Source organism: Haemophilus sputorum HK 2154 (genome assembly GCF_000287615.1).
Lineage (GTDB): Bacteria > Pseudomonadota > Gammaproteobacteria > Enterobacterales > Pasteurellaceae > Haemophilus_A > Haemophilus_A sputorum.
On sequence record NZ_ALJP01000016.1, the window covers coordinates 1 to 21,139 of the forward strand.

Genomic DNA, 21,139 nt, shown 5'->3' on the forward strand with positions numbered 1-21,139 from the left:
CGAGGAAATTGCTATGATAATGCGGTGATTGAAAGTTTTTTTGCGATACTAAAATCAGAGTGTTTTTACTCTCAGACTTATCATTCAATTGCTGAATTACAGGCTGAAATTGAAGAATATTTAGCGTATTACAACCAAAAACGCATTAAACTTGCTTTCAAAGGATTGAGCCCAGTGCAATACCGAGCTCAATATTTAAGTTAACTAACCTGTCCAGCTTTTGGGAGGCAGATCATGTTTAATTAGCGAAATGATTAAGCTCTATTTAACCATGCCATATACTCAGCTGTACCTTCTGCAACCGTTTTAAAGGTGCCTTGGTAACCTGCTGCGCGCAATGCCGTTAAATCCGCTTGGGTAAAAGTTTGATAGCGAGATTTTAAATGCGCAGGGAATGGAATTGTCTCAATTTCCCCTTTGCCATGGAATTTAATCACCGCTTCTGCCACAGCTTTGAACGATTCAGCTTTACCTGTACCAAGGTTATAAATGCCAGAAATGCCATTTTGCCACGCCCAAATGTTAACTTTTGCAACATCTTCCACATACACAAAATCACGCAAGAACTCTTCTGAACCTTCAAATAATTTTGGATTTTCGCCTTTTAACATTTGATTGTTAAGGTGAAATGCCACGCTTGCCATTGAGCCTTTATGCTGTTCACGCGGGCCATAAACGTTGAAGTATTTAAAACCACAAACTGGAGAATCTGCCTCTGGTAAAACTTTACGCACATATTCATCAAATAAGAATTTTGAGTAACCATAAGCATTCAGTGGGCCTTCAAATTCACGTTTTTCAATAAAGTTATCTGAACGGCCGCCATAAGTTGCCGCACTTGAAGCATAGAAGAACGGAATTTGGCGATCTAAGCAGAAATGCAACAACTCTTTAGAATACTCATAATTATTGTGCATTAAGTATTTGCCATCCCATTCTGTCGTTGCTGAGCACGCGCCTTCGTGGAATACCGCATCAATATCGCCAAAATCATCCCCTGCAATAATTGAAGCAATGAAATCTTCTTTATCGCAATAGTCTGCAATATCTAAATCAACTAAATTGATGAATTTTTCCCCGTTTTTGAGGTTATCCACCACTAAAATATCTTTACGACCTAGTTCATTTAATGCTTTCACGATGTTGCTGCCAATCATCCCAAAGCCGCCAGTTACGATAATCATACGTTTTCCTTATATTGATAGAATTTGAGGGTATTATCAGTTTATCGGAGTCAGTTTACAAACTACTTCGCTGCTCTCGCAAGTTGCTTTTTGAGCTTTTGCATTTTTTCTTTAATACGTTGGCGTTTTAGGGCTGAAATATGATCAACGAATAACACACCATTTAGGTGATCTATTTCATGTTGAATACAAATTGCAAACAAACCATCTGCATCGTAAATCACTTCTTCGCCCTGGCGATTAAGCGCTTTTACTTTCACTTTCTCTTTGCGTGGCACTAATGCTCTGTGACCTGGAATAGATAAACAACCTTCTTCAATGCCCGTTTCACCACTGCTTTCTAAAATTTCTGGATTGATTAACACCACTTGATTGGTTTTATCGCCTTCAATGTCAATCGTAATCACCCGACTTAGCACGCCCACTTGCGGTGCAGCAAGCCCGATGCCTTCATGTTCATACATGGTTTCAAACATATCATCGATAAATTGATTTAATTCTGCATCCACTTTCGCAACAGGTTCACACACCGTTGCTAATTTTTCATCTGGGTATAATACAACCTCTAATACTGCCATTTTTTGTGATCTCACTCGAAAATTTTTAATAATTTAATTGGTTATTTTAGCGGTTTTCTTATGATTAGGGAAATATTACTGCGTCTATCATCTTATGAACCATTTAGTCTCTTTATTAAAACTCCTCCAAGTGCCACAAATTGGCGCACAACGTATTGCACGCTTGATGAGTGAAGTCGATTTTGCTGAATTCTGCCAATTCGATAAAACCCAACTTCGACAAATTGGCTGGAATGAAAAACAAATTCAGCGTTGGCTTCAGCCAGATATGCGTTGGATTGAAACCGCCCTCAACTGGCAAGAAGCACACCCTAAACATCATATTCTGACTTTATTTGATGACACCTACCCTTTTTTACTCCGCCAAATTAACACCGCCCCGCCAGTGCTATTTGTTAAAGGCTCCATAGAAAGTTTATCTCTGCCACAAATTGCGATTGTTGGCAGTCGAGACTACTCTCACTATGGCGAATACTGGGCTGGAACTTTCAGCGCCGAATTAGTAAAAAATGGCTTAGCGGTGACTAGCGGTTTGGCGATTGGCATTGATGGATTTTGCCACCAACGTACTGTCGCAGAAAATGGGGTGACGATTGCCGTACTGGGTTCTGGCTTGAATCAAGTTTATCCTGCTCGTCATAAAAAACTGGCCGAGCAAATCATCGATTGTGGCGGGGCATTAGTGTCAGAATTCTTTCCCAACCAACCCCCTGTCGCGGAAAATTTTCCACGCCGTAATCGTATTATTAGCGGGCTTTCGCTTGGCACGCTAGTGGTGGAAGCTACTATCAATAGCGGTTCGCTGATTACTGCACGCTACGCGCTAGAGCAAGGTCGAGAGGTGTTTGCCCTACCAAATACCGCACAAAATCCCTATTCTGCCGGTTGCCATAAGTTGATTCGAGAAGGGGCGCTACTGACTGAATCGATTGAAGATATTTTGCAAGCGATACAATACCAACTTCAGCCGTTTCCATCCGTACAACCTACGTTGTTTGAGTGTGAACAAGCGGTCGATTTTCTGCCAAAATCTGCAAAAAGCGTAACACCACCAATTGTAAAAAATTTGCCAGAAATGACCGCTTGTCAGCAGCAAATTTTCCAACAGATTGGGCTTGAACCGATAGCGATTGATGATATTGCCAAAGCCTGCAATTTAGAGGTTTCTATGTTATTAGTAGAAATGTTGAATTTAGAATTACTGGGCGTGGTGAAATCAGTAACAGGCGGCTATGTGCGGGTATGAAAAAGGCAGGTTTCCCTGCCTTGATGAACAATTAACGAATACTTACATATTTCTCACGCGCTTTTGATACTTTATTTAAGTAGTTTCGCGCCTGCGCAGATGGGTGCGCCGTAGTGAGAATTCGATACACGGCATCTGGTGAAAGATCGTTAATGCGGTCGATTGCGGAGTATTTATCATAATCAAATACTTTCAACACTGCGCCTGCTCCACTGTTATAAGCAGAAATCATCGCATAACGTCTAGAAACCGGATCAGAAATCCCTTCTAAGTATTCATCACGTAAGATAGTGAGATACATCGTTCCCGCATCAATGTTACTTTCTGGGTGGTAAAGATACTCACGATCTGGCTGACCGCCTAATCCTTTACGCGCGAAAATATCACGACCAGCTGTACGCGGCACCACCTGCATTAAGCCGATGGCGTTAGCATAACTCACCGCATACGGATTGAACGCAGATTCCACTTCCATAATCCCTAAAATCAACGCAGGTTCAATACCATAACGTTTTGACATTTTACGTACTAATGGTAAATATTGACGTGCACGCACTTCGATATGTCCCGCCACCATTTTGATGTTCACATAGGTCGCAGTACGCCCGTTTTTTAAGCGACGCGTTTGTGCATGCTGTAAAAGATACGTTGCAAAATCGTTCGCCACCGCAATGTTGGTAATATCTCGACCAAATTGATCTTGTACCTGTCCGCGTAAGAATGGGTTTTGGCTAATTGGGGTATCACCAGAAGCAAATAAGTCAATCCCTTTCGGGTCAGAACCCATCAATAAGGTATGAATGATTGCATTACGCAAGCGATTTTGGTCGGCAAGCGTTTCAATGGTAATCGCCCCCTCTTCAAAAGAGATGTGACTACGCGTGTAGAATTGGTCGGTATATTTTACGTAGTCCTTTTTACTTGCCACCAACAACTCGTTGCTTCCCCAAATATCATCAATATTATGAGAAAACTGTCCGGTCAGAATATCTAAGCCGTTAGTATCTTTAGTATCGTAACTACGCGTTTTTTTACCAGTCGTACGTTTTTTCGTGCTTTTTTTACCACTACTAGAACAAGAAGCTAAAAACGGAATAATTAACAATAAAGAGAGATATTTTGCATACTTTTTCATGGAATACTCTCTTATTCAACAGGTTTATAACCATCAATGACCACTTCTTTTCCTTCGAATAAGAAGTTAACCATTTCTGATTCTAATAATTTACGATGCTCTGGATTCATCATATTTAATTTTTTCTCATTCACTAACATGGTTTGCTTTTTAATCCATTCGCCCCATGCTTGTTTGCTAATAGAATCGAAAATGCGTTTACCCAATTCGCCCGGGTATAATTGAAAATCTAAGCCTTCTGCTTCTTGTTTTAAATATTCACAAAATACGGTGCGTGCCATGTTTAATCCTTTTTCTGCTCACTTAAAGTCAAAGTGCGTGTAAATTCGTCTAATATGCGCTTAACTGGGGTCGCTACCCCTATCTGATTGGCATTGTTCAGATCATACCAATAATTAGCCTTTGAAGATACTAATTCGCCGAAAAATCCCTGCTTTTCTAATCCTGCAAGCGGTAAAGTTTCGTCAATTTTTTGCCAATCTATTTCATATAAAATAGGCGTAATATCTAAATGAAAATGCGTAAACGTGTGTCGAAATGCATTTAACGTCTGCAATTTTGGTAAATTTTCTCTAGAAACAGATCGCTTGAGTTCCGCTAAAGTTTCAAATTGTGGAAAGACATACAAACCGCCCCACAAGCCAGTTGCTTCTCGGCGTTCTAGCAAAATTCGGTTGCCAGCTTTGACAATCAAAAAGTAAGTTTGTTTTTCTGGCATCGCCTTTTTTGGTTTTTTCGCAGGATAATCTGCCCATGCGTTTAAACGATTCGCTTCACACTGATTTTCTAGCGGGCAAAGGGTGCATTTTGGCTTACTTCTAGTGCAAATCATGGCTCCTAAATCCATCATTGCCTGATTAAAATCCCCTGTTTGGCTATTCGGGGTTACTTGCGCACTTAACATCCATAATCGATTTTCCACCGTTTTTTCGCCAGCCCAACCTACAACGGCAAAACAGCGTGAAAGCACTCGCTTCACATTGCCATCTAAAATAGGATAAGGGGCATTTAACACAGAAGAAAGTACTGCGTCCGCCGTACTTCTCCCAACACCAGAAAGTGCTAGTACATCATGAAATGTTGTTGGAAATTCACCGTCAAAACGATCTCGAATTTGTTGTGCGGCCTTATGCAAATTGCGCGCACGCGCGTAGTAACCCAAGCCCGTCCATAAATGTAGCACTTCATCTAACTCGGCATTGGCTAAATCCACTACCGTCGGGAAACGTGCGATAAAACGTTCAAAATAGGGAATCACCGTTGCCACTTGCGTTTGTTGCAACATCACTTCTGAAAGCCAGACTTTATACAGCGTTTTCTGCTGTTGCCACGGTAAATGCTTACGCCCATATTGCACAAACCAGCGTAAAACGGCTGCGGCAAACGGAGATTCAGAAGAGGATTGGGCAAGAGGAAAATCAGCGGTTTTCATAATTCTTTAACAATGAAAAAGTGCTAAGTATAAAGGAAATTTAGTTGTAAAACCTCAAGAGAAATTGACCGCTTGAAGAGAAATCGCCTTTCTTTCATTCAAATGCGAAAAAAAGCCGCCCATTTTCAATCAATAGGCGGCTTTCGTTTTTACAAGCGGTTATTTTTGGATTAAATAACGCAAAATGGTGCCATCTTGTTCTACGCTTAATAAGGTGTAGCCATGATTTTTAGCATCCACAGGAATGTTGTTAATTGATTGTGCGCAGTCGCTCAACACTTCTAAAATTTCGCCCGATTTTAAAGTCGGCATCGTTTCAAGGGTGGCAATTGCTGGGTAAGGACAAGGCTCGCCAAGCATATCCAACGTGTAAGTTGGGGTAATTTCACTTGGGTCTTTGTCTTTTTTCTCAATGACGATAAATGCCATAGTTAACTCCTTCTATTGTTAAATTATGCCGTAGCTAAACGGGCTTTTGCTTTTTGAATGAAACGTTTTTCCCACCATACGATGAACACTAGGCAGGCAATCATTAAGCCGTAGTTGATAAGCAAGCCGCTAATTGGGCCGAATGATTTGAGTAAGTTGATTTTTTCATAATCGAGCGCTAAAACTGGCGCTAAATCATCCCACCAATATGCCAGTAAGGTTGAGCCAACCACGTTGCCAACACCCACCCACATAAAGTGAACTTGTCCTTCCATCGCGCGGTACATCCAGCCTGTTTCACATCCACCAGCTAATACGATACCAAAGCCGAATAATAAACCACCAATGACCGCATTTGGGCCTGCCCACATAATTTTCGGATTCATGCCGAGTTGAATGTAGCTGAACACACAGAGTGTGCCGATAAGCATGCCGTAAATAATCGCTTTGCCCATATAAGCACGACCGGTTGCCCAAAGATCACGGAAAGCCGAGGTAAAACAAATTTGTGCACGTTCAATCAACAAACCAAAACCAAGCCCGCACAACATTGCAAAACCGAGCTTAATACTGACCGCTTGCATCACATAAATTGAAGCAATTGCCCATGCAAAGAAAATCACCATGCCAATTCGGAAGCGGCGTTTTGCTTGATTTGGGTCACTTTGTTTGACTTGCCCCGCCCCTTTTTTCAATTTAAGCGGAGGGCGGAACATTGGGAGCAAAGTGAATTTCACCCCAGCATATGAGCCGATAGCGGTTGTGATGGTAAAAAACCACGCATGTAATGAGAATTGAGGAATCCCAGTAAAGAGTGAAGCAAGGTTACAGCCCATCGCTAAACGTGCTCCAAAACCAGCTAATGCTCCGCCCACAAGCGCTTGCACAATACGAATACGGTTTTGTGGCATGCGAATACCGATGTTATTTGCCCATAAGGCTGCTGCGATACAACCCGCGAACATGCCTAAAATCATCAAGCCATCAATCCGAGAGAAAATAGTGCCCTCTAAGCTGATAATTTTGTAGTAGCCCCATTCTTCAGTATTCACACCAAGCGATTGCAAAATTTCGCCACCCCAGCGGGTGAATTCACCAGTAACCGCCCAATAAGTGCCCGTTAAGCCAAAGTAATATGCCGATAAAATCCCTGCTGCAATAACTGCCGCCGTTGGGTTCCAAAATTTAATTAAATAATCTTGTTTGAATTGTTGCCAAATTTCTAACATTCCTTAAATCCTTAAGCGAAGATAAAAAGGCAAGCGGTATAACGATGAAAAAATAGAATTGAGTTGAGAAAAGTCAATTGGATTTGCTCACTTCCTATACACAAACTTGCGATATACGAATTGTCAAAAGACGTTGGGATTTTAACGACAAGCCAAAAATTGTCAACGAGAAAAAAACAACAAGCGGTTATTTTTCAAAAAGATTTTGCTAAATCTCAAGAAAGATAACCGCTTGTAGGTAGACTATTTAGATTACAGGATATCTAATAATTCCACTTCAAACACTAATGTTGCAAATGGTGGGATTGATGCACCCGCACCGCGTTCACCGTAAGCCAGATTGTGTGGAATGGTTAAGCGCCATTTTGAACCCACTGGCATTAGTTGTAACGCCTCAGTCCAACCTTTAATCACACCACCGACTGGGAATTCTGCTGGAGTGCCACGTTTTACTGAGCTATCAAATACAGTACCGTCAATTAAAGAACCTGTGTAGTGTACACGCACCGTGCTTTCTGCAGTTGGTTTTGCGCCGTTACCTTCGGTTAAGATCTCATATTGAAGACCAGAGTCCGTCACGACAACGCCTGCTGCTTTTTTGTTTTCTTCTAAGAAAGCTTGGTTTTCTGCTTCTAATGCTTTGAATGCTTCTGCTTGTGCTGCTTCTGCACGTTGACCTAACTCTTGTAATGCTTTGGTCACTTCGTTAATGTCGATTGCTGGTGGGTTGTTGTTTAACACATCAAAAATACCGCGTGCAACCGCTTCCGCTTCAACCTCCATACCGCTGCCAGCTAATTGCTGACCAATTTGTAAACCAATTCCGTAACCACCTTTTGCTTCTACGCTGTCTAATGCTACTGCATTGAAATCTAATGCCATTTTATGTTCCTTTTTGTTGTATTAGTTGAAAGACTGAGCTGATATGAGGCTTAAAAATAAAAACTCAATGCCAAAATGTAAAAAAGCGGTCAAATTTAGCAGAAACTTTGCAAATTTCTGCGGTATTATGTAGTGTAGTAGTTGCACAAAGTCCGAAAATTTACTAATTTACCGCATAAATTTTCCATTTTTTCAAACTCAAAGTGTAGCTATTCCTCCCAACCTTCATTAAGGTAACCCAAAGTATGAGTCGCCAAGGTAACTGTTGGGATAATGCCCCAATGGAGCGTTGGTTCCCTTTAAATATGAATGGATGCAAGAGGGCGACTATCTAACCTTGGGGCAAGCGATGGACGATGTGAGAGCTTATGTGATGTATTACAATTTTGTTAGCCCACATCGTTACAATCAAGGTTTGCCGCCTGTTTTAACAGAAACAACCTATCGGGGACTGTTGAATTAGCTGATTAATACATTAATTAGTAAAAGATAAAAGGGCGAAGATTATTAGAATCTTTGCCCTTAATGTTATCTGCATTTTTACAAAAAATAATATTTTCAATTTTTTGAAAAAAAAGTGTAAGAAAAAAGGCTTATCTCCGACTAATAGAATAACTGGGAAACATTTCCTAGCATAATGAACTAAATAATTTCATAAAATAGGTAGTCAATAAGAGGAAAAAGATGAAAGATTGTAAGATGCAAGGTATCAGCAGCGGCGTGAGTTTATTGATTTTACGCTTTTTTCTTGCGTGGGAGTTTTTAGAGGCAGGGTTAGAAAAATGGAATGGTCAAAATTGGTTTACTGAAATACAAGATCGTTTTCCTTTCCCGTTTAATCTTATTCCTGCTGATATTAATTGGCACGTTGCAATGGGGTCAGAATTAATTCTCCCCTTCTTGCTAATATTCGGGGTACTAACTCGTTTTAGTGCATTAGGTTTAACGATTTTAATCTCTGTTGCGTGGTATAGTATTCACGCTGATTCAGGTTATAACGTTTGTGATAACGGTTATAAATTACCTTTAATTTATGTGGTAACTTTATTAATCTTAATTACGCAGGGAGCAGGGAAACTCTCTTTAGACACGCTTATTAAGAAGGTTTATCCAACTAAAAGCTGGTTGAAATTCCTCTAACTATATATTCAATATCAAACTCTAGGAGACTTAAATGAAAAAATTATCCACTTTAGCCGCATTAGCAGGAGCATTAACGATGACAGTAGCTACTGTTGCACATGCTGAGTCAAAATCAAGCAGTACAGATGCTGCAACACCTTGCGTAGGTGATAAATGTGTGAAAACAAAAGCTGCAGAAGGTAAATGCGGAGAAGGCAAATGTGGCGCAAATGAAACGAAAGCCGCAGAAGGTAAATGCGGTGCGAGCAAACCAAAAGCTGCAGAAGGTAAATGTGGTGAAGGTAAATGCGGTTCTAAATAATCGTATTTAAATCTAGATGCCATACATAACACTGGTGTAAATTTACGCCAGTGTTGTATTAAAAGGAGTAAATAATTATGTTACAAGGTGCAGGATTAGGGTATCGTCGAGACTTAGCAGATGATTTTTTGAATTTATCATCAAATAATGCGATTCAGTTTATGGAAGTTGCTCCAGAAAATTGGGTAAAAATGGGGGGGGCTGCTCGTTATAAATTCGATCAGGCAGCGGAAAAATATCCACTTGCGGTACACGGACTATCACTTTCATTAGGCGGGCAAGCACCTCTTGATCGCGAGTTATTAAAAAATACTAAAGCATTAATGGCTCAATATAATTCGACATTTTTTTCTGAACATTTGAGTTATTGTGAATGTGAAGGGCATTTATATGATTTATTACCTATGCCATTTACAGAAGAAGCTGTAAAACACGTAGCACAGAGAATCCGCTATGTGCAAGATTTTTTAGAATTACAAATTTCATTAGAAAATACCTCTTATTATTTACACTCTCCCACCAGCACAATGAATGAAGTAGAATTTTTAAATGCTATTGCACAAGAAGCGGATTGTGGTATTCATTTAGATGTAAATAATATTTATGTAAATGGCGTCAATCACGGTTTACTTGATCCTTATGTTTTTTTAGAACAAGTAGATGTGAAACGTGTCAATTACATTCATATTGCCGGACACGACGAAGAACATTCTGCGGCACAAGTTGTAGAGGATTTAGAAGGGGAATCATTTAATAAAATAAAAGGGGCATATCGCCATTTACCAGAGTTATTAATTGATACGCACGGTGAGGCAGTAAAAGGTACTGTGTGGGATTTATTAGAATATGCCTATCAACGACTACCTGTCATTCCGCCAACATTATTAGAGCGTGATTTCAATTTCCCTCCATTTGCAGAACTTTATGCTGAAGTTGAACATATTGCACAACTACAGCAAAAATATGCTCAAAAAGAGGTAATATCCTATGCAGCCTAAACCTTCGCTTATTGAAACACAAAAAGCACTTGCCACAGCAGTTCGGTTGGCTCATGCTCAACCTCTAAATGGTTATGCCCCGAATCGCCTTGCTGTTTATGCTCGCTTAGTTCGAAATAACATCTTTGGTTTTATTGACCGTTGTTTTGTTGAAGCACCTAAACACGTTTCTGCTGAGAGTTGGTCTCAGACAAAAGAAGCGTTTGTATTAACAGGAAAATCACATTCGCCTTATTTTCAAGATATTGCTGGAGAATTTCTCTTATTTTGTCAAGAAAAAGAGAGTTTTGATACCAATATACTGGCATTGATGGATTTTGAAAATACACAATTACTTGCAGAAGTTTCTTTAGCAAAAGTACCTAAAAAATTTGAGTGGAATAAGCATAGCGTAATGCAGTTATCTGATGCCGCTTATTTAAAACGCTATGAAGTCGATTTTTTATCAAGCGATTTTAAACAATTTGATGAAAACCCTATACAGGCTGTTATATGGCGGGATAGCGATTTTAATATTCTGCAACAACGCTTATCTGAACTTGACTTTTGGCTATTAAGTTATATACAAGAACAACCTTCGTCTTTAGAAGAGGTATTATCTGCCTTAAATACTGTAGTTGAAGATAGCACTCCCTTAATTCCATTATTGGAAAACACCTGGGTGAATTGGATTAATGCTGAAGTGCTTTATCCCAAAGTATGAGTCGCCGAGGTAACTGTTGGGATAATGCCCCAATGGAGCGTTGGTTTCGCAGCTTTAAATATGAATGGATGCAAGAGGGCGACTATATAACCTTGGGGCAAGCGATGGACGATGTGAGAGTTTATGTGATGTATTACAATTTTGTTCGCCCACATCGTTACAATCAAGGTTTGCCACCTGTTTTAACAAAAACAACCTATCGGGAACTGTTGAATTAGCTGATCACTCCATCCCTATTGAGTTAAAATTTCAATAGGAATTTTAAGGTTTTCAATCGATTAAACCTTTGTGCAACTGCTACACAATACCGAATTTCTGCGAAAAATGAACCGCTTGAGAGGCTTTATCTCGTTTTTAACTTAGAAAGTTAAATATGGCGCAATTTTTTCAACCGTCGCATCGCCGATGCCTGAGATTTTAGATAACTCTTCTGCCGATTTAATTTTGCCAACTTTGTTACGATATTCTACGATCGCTTTTGCTTTCGCTTCACCAATACCGCTTAATGATTGTAAGGTTTTTTCATCTGCTTTATTGATGTTCACTTTAGAAGATGCTTTTACTTTAGTCGCTGCATTTTCTGTTTTTTGCGCTGCTGTCGCTTTGGTTGCAGTGACTTTTTCAGCTGCTTGTGCTTTAGTTGCCGCTACTTTTTCTGTCGCTTGAGCTTTAGTTGCTGTCACTTTGTCAGTCACTTGTGCTTTTGCCGCGCTCGCTTTTTCAGTGACGTTTGCTTGTGCTGCCGCCACTTTTTCTGTTCCTGCGGTTTTCACTGCGCTGACATTTTCTTTCACGCTGTTCACTTTGCTATTAACAGCAGAGGTTGCACTCGCTTTTTGGCTTGCAACTTCATTGTTAATTGTTGTTTTCGCAGAGTCTTTTAATGCACCCACGGCATCAGTGGTTTGCGCCAATGCAGAAGATGAAAATGCGACTGCCATGCCTAAAGCAAGAAGAGATTTGAATGTTTTCATTTTAAATTCCTTATGTAGGGTTGAAATAGAGTATGCAAGCATTATCAGCGACATAATGCTCAATGAAAAAACTGCATGATAAGACTGGCAAGCCCAAATGAAGTTCCCACCCACACCTTAATCGCCGTTTTTTTGTGCAGTGATATTATCACTATTTTGTGATCGCGTTCCCAAATTTACGTTTTGCCGCTCGACAAGTGGTCAGATTTTTGGCAAAACTTACCATTATGTAATGAACAACAGGAAACCATATGGAAAAAAGACATGCCTTAATTTTGCGCTATTTAAATGAATTTGAGGAAGCTGGTTCAATGGAGCTAGCCGAAAATTTAGGCGTGTCGATTGAAACCATTCGCCGTGATTTAAATAAACTGGCTGAGCAGAATAAACTCTACCGTACCCATGGTGGCGCAATGAGCTTGCAAAATCAGAATATCGGGCAATCATTTTCTACTCGAAGAAAATCTCATCACGATGGCAAAAAACATATTGCTGAACTCATTCGTGAAAAAGTTTTTGAAGATGCCGTTTTAGTGCTTGATGCCAGCTCAACGGCTTGGAATATTGCACAACGTTTACCGAATGTACCATGTAAAGTGATTACTAGTTCCATGCGCATTATTCACACCCTCGCGCACAAACCGCATATTGAAACCATTGCAACGGGAGGCATTTATTCAGAAAAGTTTGATGCTTTTTATGGCCCATTTGCGGAGCATCTTTTTTCTCGACTCCATATTGATATGGCGATTTTTTCCTGCACGGGTATTTTTGAAGGTGCCATTTGGGAATCCAATCAAATTAACCTCTCTTTTAAACGCAAAATGTTGTCAATGAGCAAACAAAAATTTCTCGTTGCCGATCATTCTAAAATTGAACGCAAAGATGTCTTTAAGCTATGTGATTTAGCAGAAGTGGATGCTTTGTTTACCGATTTACCGATGGAAAGTACACTTTTAGACAAATACCAATCTCACACAAACATCATTTGGTAACCAAAAATATCCTATAAAAAACACAAATGCCCGTTTTGGTTGTATCTATTCCCAAACGGGCATTTAGTTTTCCACGTTTTCCCGTTACAAGCGGTCAAATTTGTGATCTGTTTCACAAATCCAAACACAAAACGGCGTTTTAATTCAAAAACTTTTCTTATTGTGAATAATAAACTTCAACGAAGTTATTTTTTTAAAACCAATCAGGAGAATTTTTTATGACAACTCTCAAATCAACTCCAGTAAAAATTGGTATCCGCCCAACCATTGACGGTCGCCGTTTAGGGGTGCGTGAATCGCTCGAAGATCAAACGATGAACATGGCTAAAGCCGTGGCAAATTTAATCAGCAGCGAAATCCGCCATACTAATGGAGATTTCGTGGAATGCGTGATTGCCGATACTTGTATCGGTGGTGTAGCAGAATCAGCTGCTTGTGCTGAAAAATTTAAACGTGAAAACGTAGGCGCGGTAATTACTGTAACCCCTTGCTGGTGCTACGGTTCTGAAACAATTGATATGGACCCTCATACGCCAAAAGCGATTTGGGGCTTTAACGGTACAGAACGCCCAGGCGCAGTTTATTTAGCAGCAGCACTTGCTGGCCATAACCAACTTGGTTTACCGGCTTTCTCAATTTATAGCCACGAAGTACAAGAAGCTGATGATCAATCTATCCCAGCTGATGTGCGTGAAAAACTCTTACGCTTTGCTCGTGCAGCTTTAGCTGTGGCAACTTTACGTGGTAAATCTTATCTTTCAATTGGTTCTGTTTCGATGGGTATTGCAGGCTCAATCGTAAACCAACCATTCTTCCAAGAATACTTAGGCATGCGCAACGAATATGTGGACATGTCTGAAATCACCCGCCGTATTGACCGTGGCATTTACGACCATGAAGAATACGAACTTGCACTTAAATGGGCTAACGAATACTGCATTGACGGTGTTGATGTAAACGCACCAGAAAATCAAATGAATGCCGAAGAAAGAGCAGAGTTACGTAAAACTTTAGTCAAAATGACCATCATCGCGCGCGATTTAATGGTAGGCAATCCAAAACTTGCTGAACTTAACTTTGGCGAAGAAGCATTAGGTCACAATGCGATTGCAGCAGGTTTCCAAGGTCAACGTCATTGGACAGACCATCGTCCAAATGGCGACTTTATGGAAGCGATGTTGAACTCAACTTACGACTGGAATGGTGTACGTCCTCCATACATTCTTGCAACTGAAAATGACAGCTTAAACGCAGTAAATATGTTGTTCGGTAACCTTTTAACCGGTCAAGCTCAAATCTTTGCTGACGTACGTACTTACTGGAGTGAAGACTCAGTAGAACGTGTAACCGGCTGGCGCCCAGAAAATGGTTTCATTCACTTAATCAACTCTGGTTCTGCAGCATTAGATGGTACTGGTCAACACAAAGATAAAGATGGTAACCCTGTTATCAAACCAGCATGGGAAGTGACCGAAGAAGATGGTAAACGTTGTTTAGAAAATACACGTTGGTGCCCTGCTGTGTATGAATACTTCCGTGGGGGCGGTTTATCTTCTCAATACCTCACCAAAGGTGGTATGCCATTTACAATGCACCGCATTAACTTTGTTAAAGGTGTAGGCCCTGTTCTTCAAATTGCAGAAGGTTGGTCAATCGAGTTACCTGAACATGTACACGATATCTTAAATAAACGTACCAATGAAACTTGGCCAACCACTTGGTTCGTGCCTCGCCTAAATGGTAAAGGTGCATTCAAAGATGTGTATTCTGTTATGGCAAACTGGGGTGCAAACCACTGTGTAGCAACTTACGGACACGTTGGTGCAGACTTGATTACCTTAGCTTCTATGCTTCGTATTCCAGTTAATATGCATAACGTGGAAGAAAAAGATGTCTTCCGTCCAAGTGCATGGAACATGTTTGGTCAAGACAAAGAAGGTCAAGATTATCGCGCTTGTGAAAACTTTGGCCCACTTTATAAATAATACGCAAGCGGTAAGAATTTGCGTATAAATTGCAAATTTCCTCAATAAACCCCTCTTTAAAAAAGAGGGGTTTGAGGAGATTTGAAAAGATGCTACTTAAACGATGAGGTTGAATTTTCTTCTACCACATCTCCCCTCTTCCTCGACACTCAAAGAGTGGGGTAAGTAGCATCCCTTTCAAACTTTAGGAGATAACCATGGCAATCGCATTTATCTTCGATTGTGGCGCAACCAATCTTCGCACCATTGCCATCAATGATGCAGGTAAAATTTTAAGTGCCCACCATCTACCTAATAACACTCAAACAGGCGCAGAAAGCGCAGAATTCCATATTTGGGATATTGACGAAATTTGGGGAAAACTTCTCTGTTGTGCTAAAAAAACTTTAGCTGAATTATCTGACGAACAACGTCAGGACATTGTCGGTATTTCCGTGACTACCTTTGGCGTAGATGGCGCTTTATTTGATAAAGATGGCTATCAGCTCTACCCGATTATCTCCTGGAAATGTCCACGTACCTTGCCAATTATGAACAACCTCGCCAACTATATTGACGTGGAAAAACTTTATCAACGCAACGGTGTAGGGCATTACAGCTTTAACACATTATTCAAATTACTTTGGCTCAAACAACATCAGCCAGAAGTTTATGCTAAAGCTTCAAGCTTTATGTTTATTTCTTCCATCCTCACATATCGCCTAACGGGCATTCAAAGTACCGACCGTACAATGGCTGGCACATCGATGATGACCAACATTGAACAGGACGATTGGGATAGTGAAGTTTTAACACTGCTCGGCTTAACCAAACAACATTTCCCACCAATGAAAAGTGCAGGTGAAGTGATTGGCGGATTAAAAACAGAGTTAGCCGCAGAACTTGGTTTAAATGCGGACATCCCTGTTATTTCTTGCGGACACGACACTCAATTTGCGATTTTGGGCTCAGGTGCCGATTACAATCAACCTGTTTTAAGCTCTGGTACTTGGGAAATCTTAATGGCTCGTACCCAACAAGCTAAACCTGAATGGCAATTTGCTCAACATGGATTAACCATTGAATTTGATAGCCAAGCAGGCTATTTCAACCCAGGTGTGCAATGGGTTGCATCTGGCATTATGGAATGGCTCGGCAAACGTTTCTTTGCCGACGTTGCAGGCACGGATGCCTATTACCGCACCATGATAGAAGAAGCGAAAGCAATTCCAGCCGGCGCAAATGGCGTGAGATTGATTGGCAATTTTGATGGAACAACCGAACAAATGGGCTCTATCGTTGGGCTGTCTATGCATACTCAACGCGGAGAAATCTATCGCGCAGGCTTAGAGTACATGGCTCACCGCTTGAAAAACGGGCTAGAACTTTTACAAAAAGTCGGTAACTTCAATGCTGAAAGCCTGATTTGCGTGGGTGGGGGTTCTAAAAATGCTTTATGGAATCAAATTCGTGCCGATGTGCTTAACTGCCCAATTGATGTGGTGGATTTCCCTGAAACCACGGTTTTAGGTGCAGCGATGTTTACTTTCTTCGGTGCAGGGCAATTTGACTCACCATTAGCCGCACAACAGGCAATGAAACCAAGTGTGACAAGAGTTGAGCCCTCAGAAAACAGCCAATATTACGGATAAATAATAAAAGGAGACACCCTATGTTAAAAGGCATCCACCCCGCGATTTCCCCAGAATTACTAAAAACCTTAGCAGAAATGGGACATGGCGACGAATTGGTCCTTTCTGATGCTCACTTTCCAGCGCATCAATTACATCACAAAGTAATTCGTGCTGATGGTGTTGACATCTCAACTTTATTGCTTGGCATTACCCCGCTGTTTGAATTCGACCAATACGTTGAAGCACCATTAGCAATGATGCAAGCGGTAGAAGGCGATAGCCTCGATCCAAGCGTAGAAGCTCGTTATTTAGAAGCTATCAAAAAAATTAACGGTACCGCACCAAAAGTAGAACGCGTCGAACGCTTTGCTTTTTATGAGCGTGCTAAAAAAACTTATGCCGTCGTAATCACAGGAGAAACTGCCAAATATGGCAATGTGATTATTAAGAAAGGCGTTACGCCTGTGGAATAACCCTACAAGCGGTCACAAATCTTAGAAATTTTACCAATCTTACAATAAAAAGGTGAATCAAATGAACCGACTAGAACTTTCCGAAAAAATTATTCATACCTGTTTAGAAATGACTCGTCTTGGTTTAAACCAAGGCACAGCAGGCAATGTGAGCGTACGTTATAAAGACGGTATGCTCATCACACCAACAGGAAAACCGTACGAACTCACTCGCCCAGAAGATATTGTTTACGTAGATAATAACGGTAAACATGAAGAAGGCAAACTTCCTTCAAGCGAATGGCAATTCCATTTGGCGGTTTACCAAGCGCGTCCTGAAGCGAATGCAGTTGTGCACAACCATGCTAGAAACTGTGCTGGGCTTTCTATTCTCGAAAAACCGATTCCGCCAATCCACTATATGATTGCAGTTGGTGGGACAGATCATATTCCTTGCGTACCTTATGCTACTTTCGGCACCCATGAATTAGCAGATTATGTCCGCGAAGGGATTAAAGAAAGCAAAGCTATTTTACTTTCACATCACGGTTTAATTGCTTGTGAAGAAAACCTTGATAAAGCCTTATGGTTAGCTCACGAAGTTGAAGTGTTAGCTTCATGGTATTTACAACTTTTAGCAACTGGTCTAGAAATTCCGCTTCTGAACAAAGATCAAATGGCAGTTGTACTTGAAAAATTTAAATCTTACGGATTACGTATTGAAGAATAATCCAAGGCAGTTCATATCTACTTAATATAAGGAAAATCTTATGAGCACCAAAGTTTTAGAAAAGAAATATCTTGTTCCCTTCATTTTAATTACGAGTTTATTTGCTCTATGGGGATTTGCTAATGATATTACCAACCCGATGGTTGCCGTATTCCAAACAGTAATGGAAATTCCAGCATCTGAAGCCGCACTTGTGCAATTTGCCTTCTATGGCGGTTACGGCACAATGGCAATCCCTGCCGCACTTTTTGCCAGCCGATATAGCTATAAAGCCGGCATTATGTTGGGGTTAGTACTCTATGCGATTGGTGCCTTCTTATTCTGGCCTGCCGCGAAATATGAAGTGTTCAATTTCTTCTTAATTTCACTTTATATCTTAACTTTCGGCTTGGCTTTCTTAGAAACCACAGCAAACCCTTATATTCTAGCTATGGGCGATCCACAAACTGCAACTCGTCGTTTGAACTTTGCACAATCTTTCAACCCACTAGGCTCAATTACAGGGATGTTCGTTGCCTCTCAATTAGTACTGACTAATTTAGAATCAGACAAACGCGATGCTGCAGGTAACTTAATTTTCCATACGCTTTCAGAAGCAGAAAAAATGGGTATTCGTACTCATGACTTAGCTGAAATTCGTGACCCTTATGTAGCACTAGGTTTTGTGGTAGTTGCCGTGCTTGTCATCATCGGTCTTTATAAAATGCCAGCAGTAAAAGTAGAAGAAGTTGCTCGTATCTCATTTAAAGAATCTTTTGGTCGCCTAATTCAAAAAGCGAAATATCGTGAAGGTGTGATTGCGCAAGTATTCTATGTAGGTGTGCAAATCATGTGCTGGACATTCATCGTACAGTACGCTGAGCGTTTAGGTTTCACTAAAGCGGAAGGTCAAAACTTTAACATTATTGCGATGGGTATCTTCATTGTGAGCCGTTTTGTCAGCACCAGTTTAATGAAATATCTGAAAGCTGAATTTATGTTAATGCTCTTTGCTATCGGCGGATTCTTCAGCATCTTAGGTGTCATTTTCATCGACGGAGTATGGGGCTTATATTGCTTAATCTTAACTTCAGGCTTTATGTCTCTCATGTTCCCAACTATCTACGGTATCGCTTTAGATGGCTTGAAAGAAGAGTCAACTTTAGGTGCAGCAGGTCTAGTAATGGCGATTGTGGGCGGTGCGTTAATGCCACCACTACAAGGTATGATCATTGACCAAGGCGTTATTATGGGCATCCCAGCTGTAAACTTCTCATTCATCTTACCTCTTATCTGTTTTGTAGTGATTACTATCTACGGTTACAGATGCTGGAAAGTCTTAAAATAAATTTCTGATGGCACAGGATGTGCCATCTTACCCTCTTCTTTAATTTGTAAAATCATGGAGTCTATTATGGCTAATCGAATCATTCTTAATGAAACCAGTTATCATGGTGCAGGCGCGATTGGACATCTTGTTGATGAAGTACGCAGTCGCCAATTCAAAAAAGCTTTTGTCGTAACTGACAAAGAATTAGTAAAATTCAAAGTTGTTGAGAAAGTTACCCGCTTGTTAGATGAAGCAGGCTTACCTTACGAGATCTTTGATGAAGTCAAAGCTAATCCAAGCGTAGAAGTGATTAAGCAAGGCGTAGAAAAATTTAAAGCTAGCGGCGCAGATTACTTAATTGCTATTGGTGGCGGTTCACCAATTGATAGCTCAAAAGCGATTGGGATTATTATCGACAACCCTGAATTTAGTGACGTATTATCACTCGAAGGTGTAGCGCCAACGCGTAATAAATGTGTACCGATTATCGCTATTCCAACTACTGCAGGTACTGCAGCTGAAGTGACAATTAACTACGTTATTACTGATGAAGAGAAAAAACGCAAATTCGTTTGTGTTGACGTGCATGATGTCCCAATTGTTGCATTAGTCGATCCAGAAATGATGGAAAGTATGCCAAAAGGTTTAACTGCAGCAACCGGTATGGATGCATTAACTCATGCCATTGAAGGCTACACCACCAAAGCAGCATGGGCATTAACCGATGCCTTACATTTAGAAGCTATTCGCTTAATTTCTAAATCTCTACGTGGTGCGGTAGCTAATACCAAAGAAGGCCGAGAAGGTATGGCGCTCGGTCAATATGTCGCAGGTATGGGCTTCTCAAATGTGGGATTAGGTATTGTGCATAGTATGGCTCACCCTCTTTCAGCTTACTATGACACACCACACGGCATCGCAAATGCAGTGTTATTACCTTATGTTTTAGCATTCAATGCACCGGCAACAGGTGAAAAATTCCGAGAAATTGCACGCGCAATGGGCGTTAAAGGCGTTGATAACATGAGCCAAGAAGAGTATCGTCAAGCTGCTATTGATGCAGTAAAACAACTCTCGCATGATGTTGGCATTCCAGAAAAATTACATATGATTGGTGTTAAAGAGGAAGATTTAGTTGCGCTTTCACAAGATGCATTAAACGATGTATGTACTGGAGGAAACCCAAGAGATTGTACAGCAGAAGAAATCTTAGAGATTTATAAAACTGCTTTCTAAAATCTAACATTAGCTAATCACTCATCATTGGCCCGTGCTGTAAAGTACGGGCTTTTTGATTCCGATACTCTTGTAGAAGATTTGCAAAGTCCTGATAAAAAACAACCGCTTGTTCTGGTAATAAAAACGAAAAAGCCGATGAGATAACTCATCGGCTTTTCCTAGAACCAAGAATTGGTTAAAAGTTAAATCAAAAATTATTTGATTTCTACTTTCGCGCCAGCTTCTTCTAATTCTTTTTTAAGAGCTTCAGCTTCTGCTTTAGAGATGCCTTCTTTTAATGCTGCTGGTGCAGATTCTACTAAGTCTTTAGCTTCTTTTAAGCCTAAACCTGTTGCACCACGTACTGCTTTGATTACTGCTACTTTGTTTGCACCAGCATCTGCTAATACTACATCGAATTCAGTTTTTTCTTCTACTGCCGCTGCGCCTGCCGCTGGAGCTGCTGCTACTGCTGCCGCTGCTGAAACACCGAATTTTTCTTCCATCGCAGAGATTAATTCAACGATTTCTGATACTGATTTAGAAGCGATAGCTTCAATGATTTGTTCGTTAGTTAATGACATAACAATCAATTCCTAAAGT

At 40.6% G+C, this 21,139-nt stretch carries 24 protein-coding genes and 1 pseudogene; 15 read left to right on the forward strand and 10 right to left on the reverse strand.

Annotated features, from left to right (window positions below; genetic code table 11):
* Nucleotides 1-204 (forward strand): IS3 family transposase (locus HMPREF1128_RS07795; protein ID WP_035530415.1); only part of this gene is annotated, 204 nt, incomplete at its 5' end.
* 50 nt (nt 205-254) lie between these two features.
* Here HMPREF1128_RS07795 and rfaD read toward each other — a convergent pair.
* Both rfaD and def read right to left on the reverse strand, forming a co-directional pair.
* A complete protein-coding gene (gene rfaD, locus HMPREF1128_RS07800; RefSeq protein WP_007526146.1) occupies nt 255-1,184 on the reverse strand; it encodes an ADP-glyceromanno-heptose 6-epimerase in 930 nt (309 codons plus the stop codon).
* A 62-nt stretch (nt 1,185-1,246) separates the two neighbouring features.
* On the reverse strand, nt 1,247-1,762 hold the full coding sequence (def, locus tag HMPREF1128_RS07805) for a peptide deformylase (RefSeq protein ID WP_007526165.1): 516 nt from the start codon (nt 1,760-1,762) through the stop codon (nt 1,247-1,249).
* A 94-nt stretch (nt 1,763-1,856) separates the two neighbouring features.
* Between def and dprA the strand changes: the two genes are divergently transcribed.
* Complete coding sequence (dprA, locus tag HMPREF1128_RS07810) at nt 1,857-3,008, forward strand: DNA-processing protein DprA (RefSeq protein WP_007526143.1); 1,152 nt, start codon at nt 1,857-1,859, stop codon at nt 3,006-3,008.
* Nucleotides 3,009-3,039: 31 nt separating this feature from the next.
* Here the strand turns inward: dprA and mltC are convergent, their stop codons facing one another.
* From mltC to HMPREF1128_RS07840, 6 genes are all read right to left on the reverse strand, one after another.
* A complete protein-coding gene (mltC, locus tag HMPREF1128_RS07815) occupies nt 3,040-4,143 on the reverse strand; it encodes a membrane-bound lytic murein transglycosylase MltC (protein WP_007526128.1) in 1,104 nt (367 codons plus the stop codon).
* 11 nt (nt 4,144-4,154) lie between these two features.
* The gene (locus HMPREF1128_RS07820; protein WP_007526120.1) at nt 4,155-4,424 is read right to left on the reverse strand and encodes an oxidative damage protection protein; all 270 of its coding nucleotides are present in this window, start codon (nt 4,422-4,424) and stop codon (nt 4,155-4,157) included.
* A 2-nt stretch (nt 4,425-4,426) separates the two neighbouring features.
* Nucleotides 4,427-5,575, reverse strand: a complete 1,149-nt coding sequence (mutY, locus tag HMPREF1128_RS07825) for an A/G-specific adenine glycosylase (protein ID WP_007526103.1) — start codon at nt 5,573-5,575, stop codon at nt 4,427-4,429.
* Nucleotides 5,576-5,734: 159 nt separating this feature from the next.
* Nucleotides 5,735-6,004 carry a sulfurtransferase-like selenium metabolism protein YedF gene (gene yedF / locus HMPREF1128_RS07830; RefSeq protein WP_007526126.1) on the reverse strand — a complete coding sequence of 90 codons (270 nt, stop codon included), beginning with the start codon at nt 6,002-6,004 and terminating at the stop codon, nt 5,735-5,737.
* Nucleotides 6,005-6,027: 23 nt separating this feature from the next.
* Nucleotides 6,028-7,233 (reverse strand): selenium metabolism membrane protein YedE/FdhT, encoded by a 1,206-nt coding sequence (gene yedE, locus HMPREF1128_RS07835; protein ID WP_007526141.1) that lies wholly within the window; start codon nt 7,231-7,233, stop codon nt 6,028-6,030.
* Between the two features lie 252 nt (nt 7,234-7,485).
* Nucleotides 7,486-8,115 carry an FKBP-type peptidyl-prolyl cis-trans isomerase gene (locus HMPREF1128_RS07840; protein WP_007526112.1) on the reverse strand — a complete coding sequence of 210 codons (630 nt, stop codon included), beginning with the start codon at nt 8,113-8,115 and terminating at the stop codon, nt 7,486-7,488.
* 313 nt (nt 8,116-8,428) lie between these two features.
* On the opposite strand from HMPREF1128_RS07840, the gene HMPREF1128_RS10325 reads away from it, so the two are divergent.
* From HMPREF1128_RS10325 to HMPREF1128_RS07865, 6 genes and pseudogenes are all read left to right on the forward strand, one after another.
* Nucleotides 8,429-8,578 (forward strand): hypothetical protein, encoded by a 150-nt coding sequence (locus HMPREF1128_RS10325; RefSeq protein WP_007526155.1) that lies wholly within the window; start codon nt 8,429-8,431, stop codon nt 8,576-8,578.
* 236 nt (nt 8,579-8,814) lie between these two features.
* Entirely contained in the window at nt 8,815-9,255 is a 441-nt protein-coding gene (locus HMPREF1128_RS07845; protein WP_080349510.1) for an HvfX family Cu-binding RiPP maturation protein, read from the forward strand.
* 34 nt (nt 9,256-9,289) lie between these two features.
* The gene (gene hvfA / locus HMPREF1128_RS07850; RefSeq protein ID WP_007526113.1) at nt 9,290-9,559 is read left to right on the forward strand and encodes an oxazolone/thioamide-modified RiPP metallophore HvfA; all 270 of its coding nucleotides are present in this window, start codon (nt 9,290-9,292) and stop codon (nt 9,557-9,559) included.
* Nucleotides 9,560-9,636: 77 nt separating this feature from the next.
* Nucleotides 9,637-10,557: an HvfB family MNIO-type RiPP peptide maturase gene (locus tag HMPREF1128_RS07855; RefSeq protein ID WP_007526153.1), complete on the forward strand. Its 921-nt coding sequence runs from the start codon at nt 9,637-9,639 to the stop codon at nt 10,555-10,557.
* Nucleotides 10,547-11,260 carry an HvfC family RiPP maturation protein gene (locus tag HMPREF1128_RS07860; protein WP_007526142.1) on the forward strand — a complete coding sequence of 238 codons (714 nt, stop codon included), beginning with the start codon at nt 10,547-10,549 and terminating at the stop codon, nt 11,258-11,260. The genes HMPREF1128_RS07855 and HMPREF1128_RS07860 overlap by 11 nt, the downstream gene beginning before the upstream one ends.
* Nucleotides 11,245-11,478, forward strand: a pseudogene (locus HMPREF1128_RS07865) (integrase core domain-containing protein); the annotation flags it as partial. The gene HMPREF1128_RS07860 and the pseudogene HMPREF1128_RS07865, both read left to right, overlap by 16 nt.
* A 141-nt stretch (nt 11,479-11,619) precedes the next feature.
* Here the strand turns inward: HMPREF1128_RS07865 and HMPREF1128_RS07870 are convergent.
* On the reverse strand, nt 11,620-12,234 hold the full coding sequence (locus tag HMPREF1128_RS07870) for a ComEA family DNA-binding protein (protein WP_007526159.1): 615 nt from the start codon (nt 12,232-12,234) through the stop codon (nt 11,620-11,622).
* A gap of 251 nt (nt 12,235-12,485) precedes the next feature.
* On the opposite strand from HMPREF1128_RS07870, the gene HMPREF1128_RS07875 reads away from it, so the two are divergent.
* From HMPREF1128_RS07875 to fucO, 7 genes are all read left to right on the forward strand, one after another.
* Complete coding sequence (locus HMPREF1128_RS07875; protein WP_007526156.1) at nt 12,486-13,229, forward strand: DeoR/GlpR family DNA-binding transcription regulator; 744 nt, start codon at nt 12,486-12,488, stop codon at nt 13,227-13,229.
* 218 nt (nt 13,230-13,447) lie between these two features.
* On the forward strand, nt 13,448-15,214 hold the full coding sequence (gene fucI / locus HMPREF1128_RS07880) for an L-fucose isomerase (RefSeq protein WP_007526145.1): 1,767 nt from the start codon (nt 13,448-13,450) through the stop codon (nt 15,212-15,214).
* Nucleotides 15,215-15,411: 197 nt separating this feature from the next.
* Nucleotides 15,412-16,845, forward strand: a complete 1,434-nt coding sequence (gene fucK / locus HMPREF1128_RS07885; protein ID WP_007526158.1) for an L-fuculokinase — start codon at nt 15,412-15,414, stop codon at nt 16,843-16,845.
* A 20-nt stretch (nt 16,846-16,865) separates the two neighbouring features.
* Nucleotides 16,866-17,300, forward strand: coding sequence for an L-fucose mutarotase (gene fucU / locus HMPREF1128_RS07890; protein WP_007526144.1), 435 nt, complete (start codon nt 16,866-16,868; stop codon nt 17,298-17,300).
* A gap of 61 nt (nt 17,301-17,361) precedes the next feature.
* Nucleotides 17,362-18,009, forward strand: a complete 648-nt coding sequence (gene fucA, locus HMPREF1128_RS07895; protein ID WP_007526130.1) for an L-fuculose-phosphate aldolase — start codon at nt 17,362-17,364, stop codon at nt 18,007-18,009.
* Between the two features lie 40 nt (nt 18,010-18,049).
* Entirely contained in the window at nt 18,050-19,336 is a 1,287-nt protein-coding gene (gene fucP, locus HMPREF1128_RS07900) for an L-fucose:H+ symporter permease (protein ID WP_007526119.1), read from the forward strand.
* Nucleotides 19,337-19,402: 66 nt separating this feature from the next.
* Nucleotides 19,403-20,554 carry a lactaldehyde reductase gene (gene fucO, locus HMPREF1128_RS07905; RefSeq protein ID WP_007526160.1) on the forward strand — a complete coding sequence of 384 codons (1,152 nt, stop codon included), beginning with the start codon at nt 19,403-19,405 and terminating at the stop codon, nt 20,552-20,554.
* 197 nt (nt 20,555-20,751) lie between these two features.
* On the opposite strand, the gene rplL is transcribed toward fucO, so the two are convergent.
* A complete protein-coding gene (gene rplL, locus HMPREF1128_RS07910) occupies nt 20,752-21,120 on the reverse strand; it encodes a 50S ribosomal protein L7/L12 (RefSeq protein WP_007526124.1) in 369 nt (122 codons plus the stop codon).
* Nucleotides 21,121-21,139 lie beyond the last annotated feature (19 nt).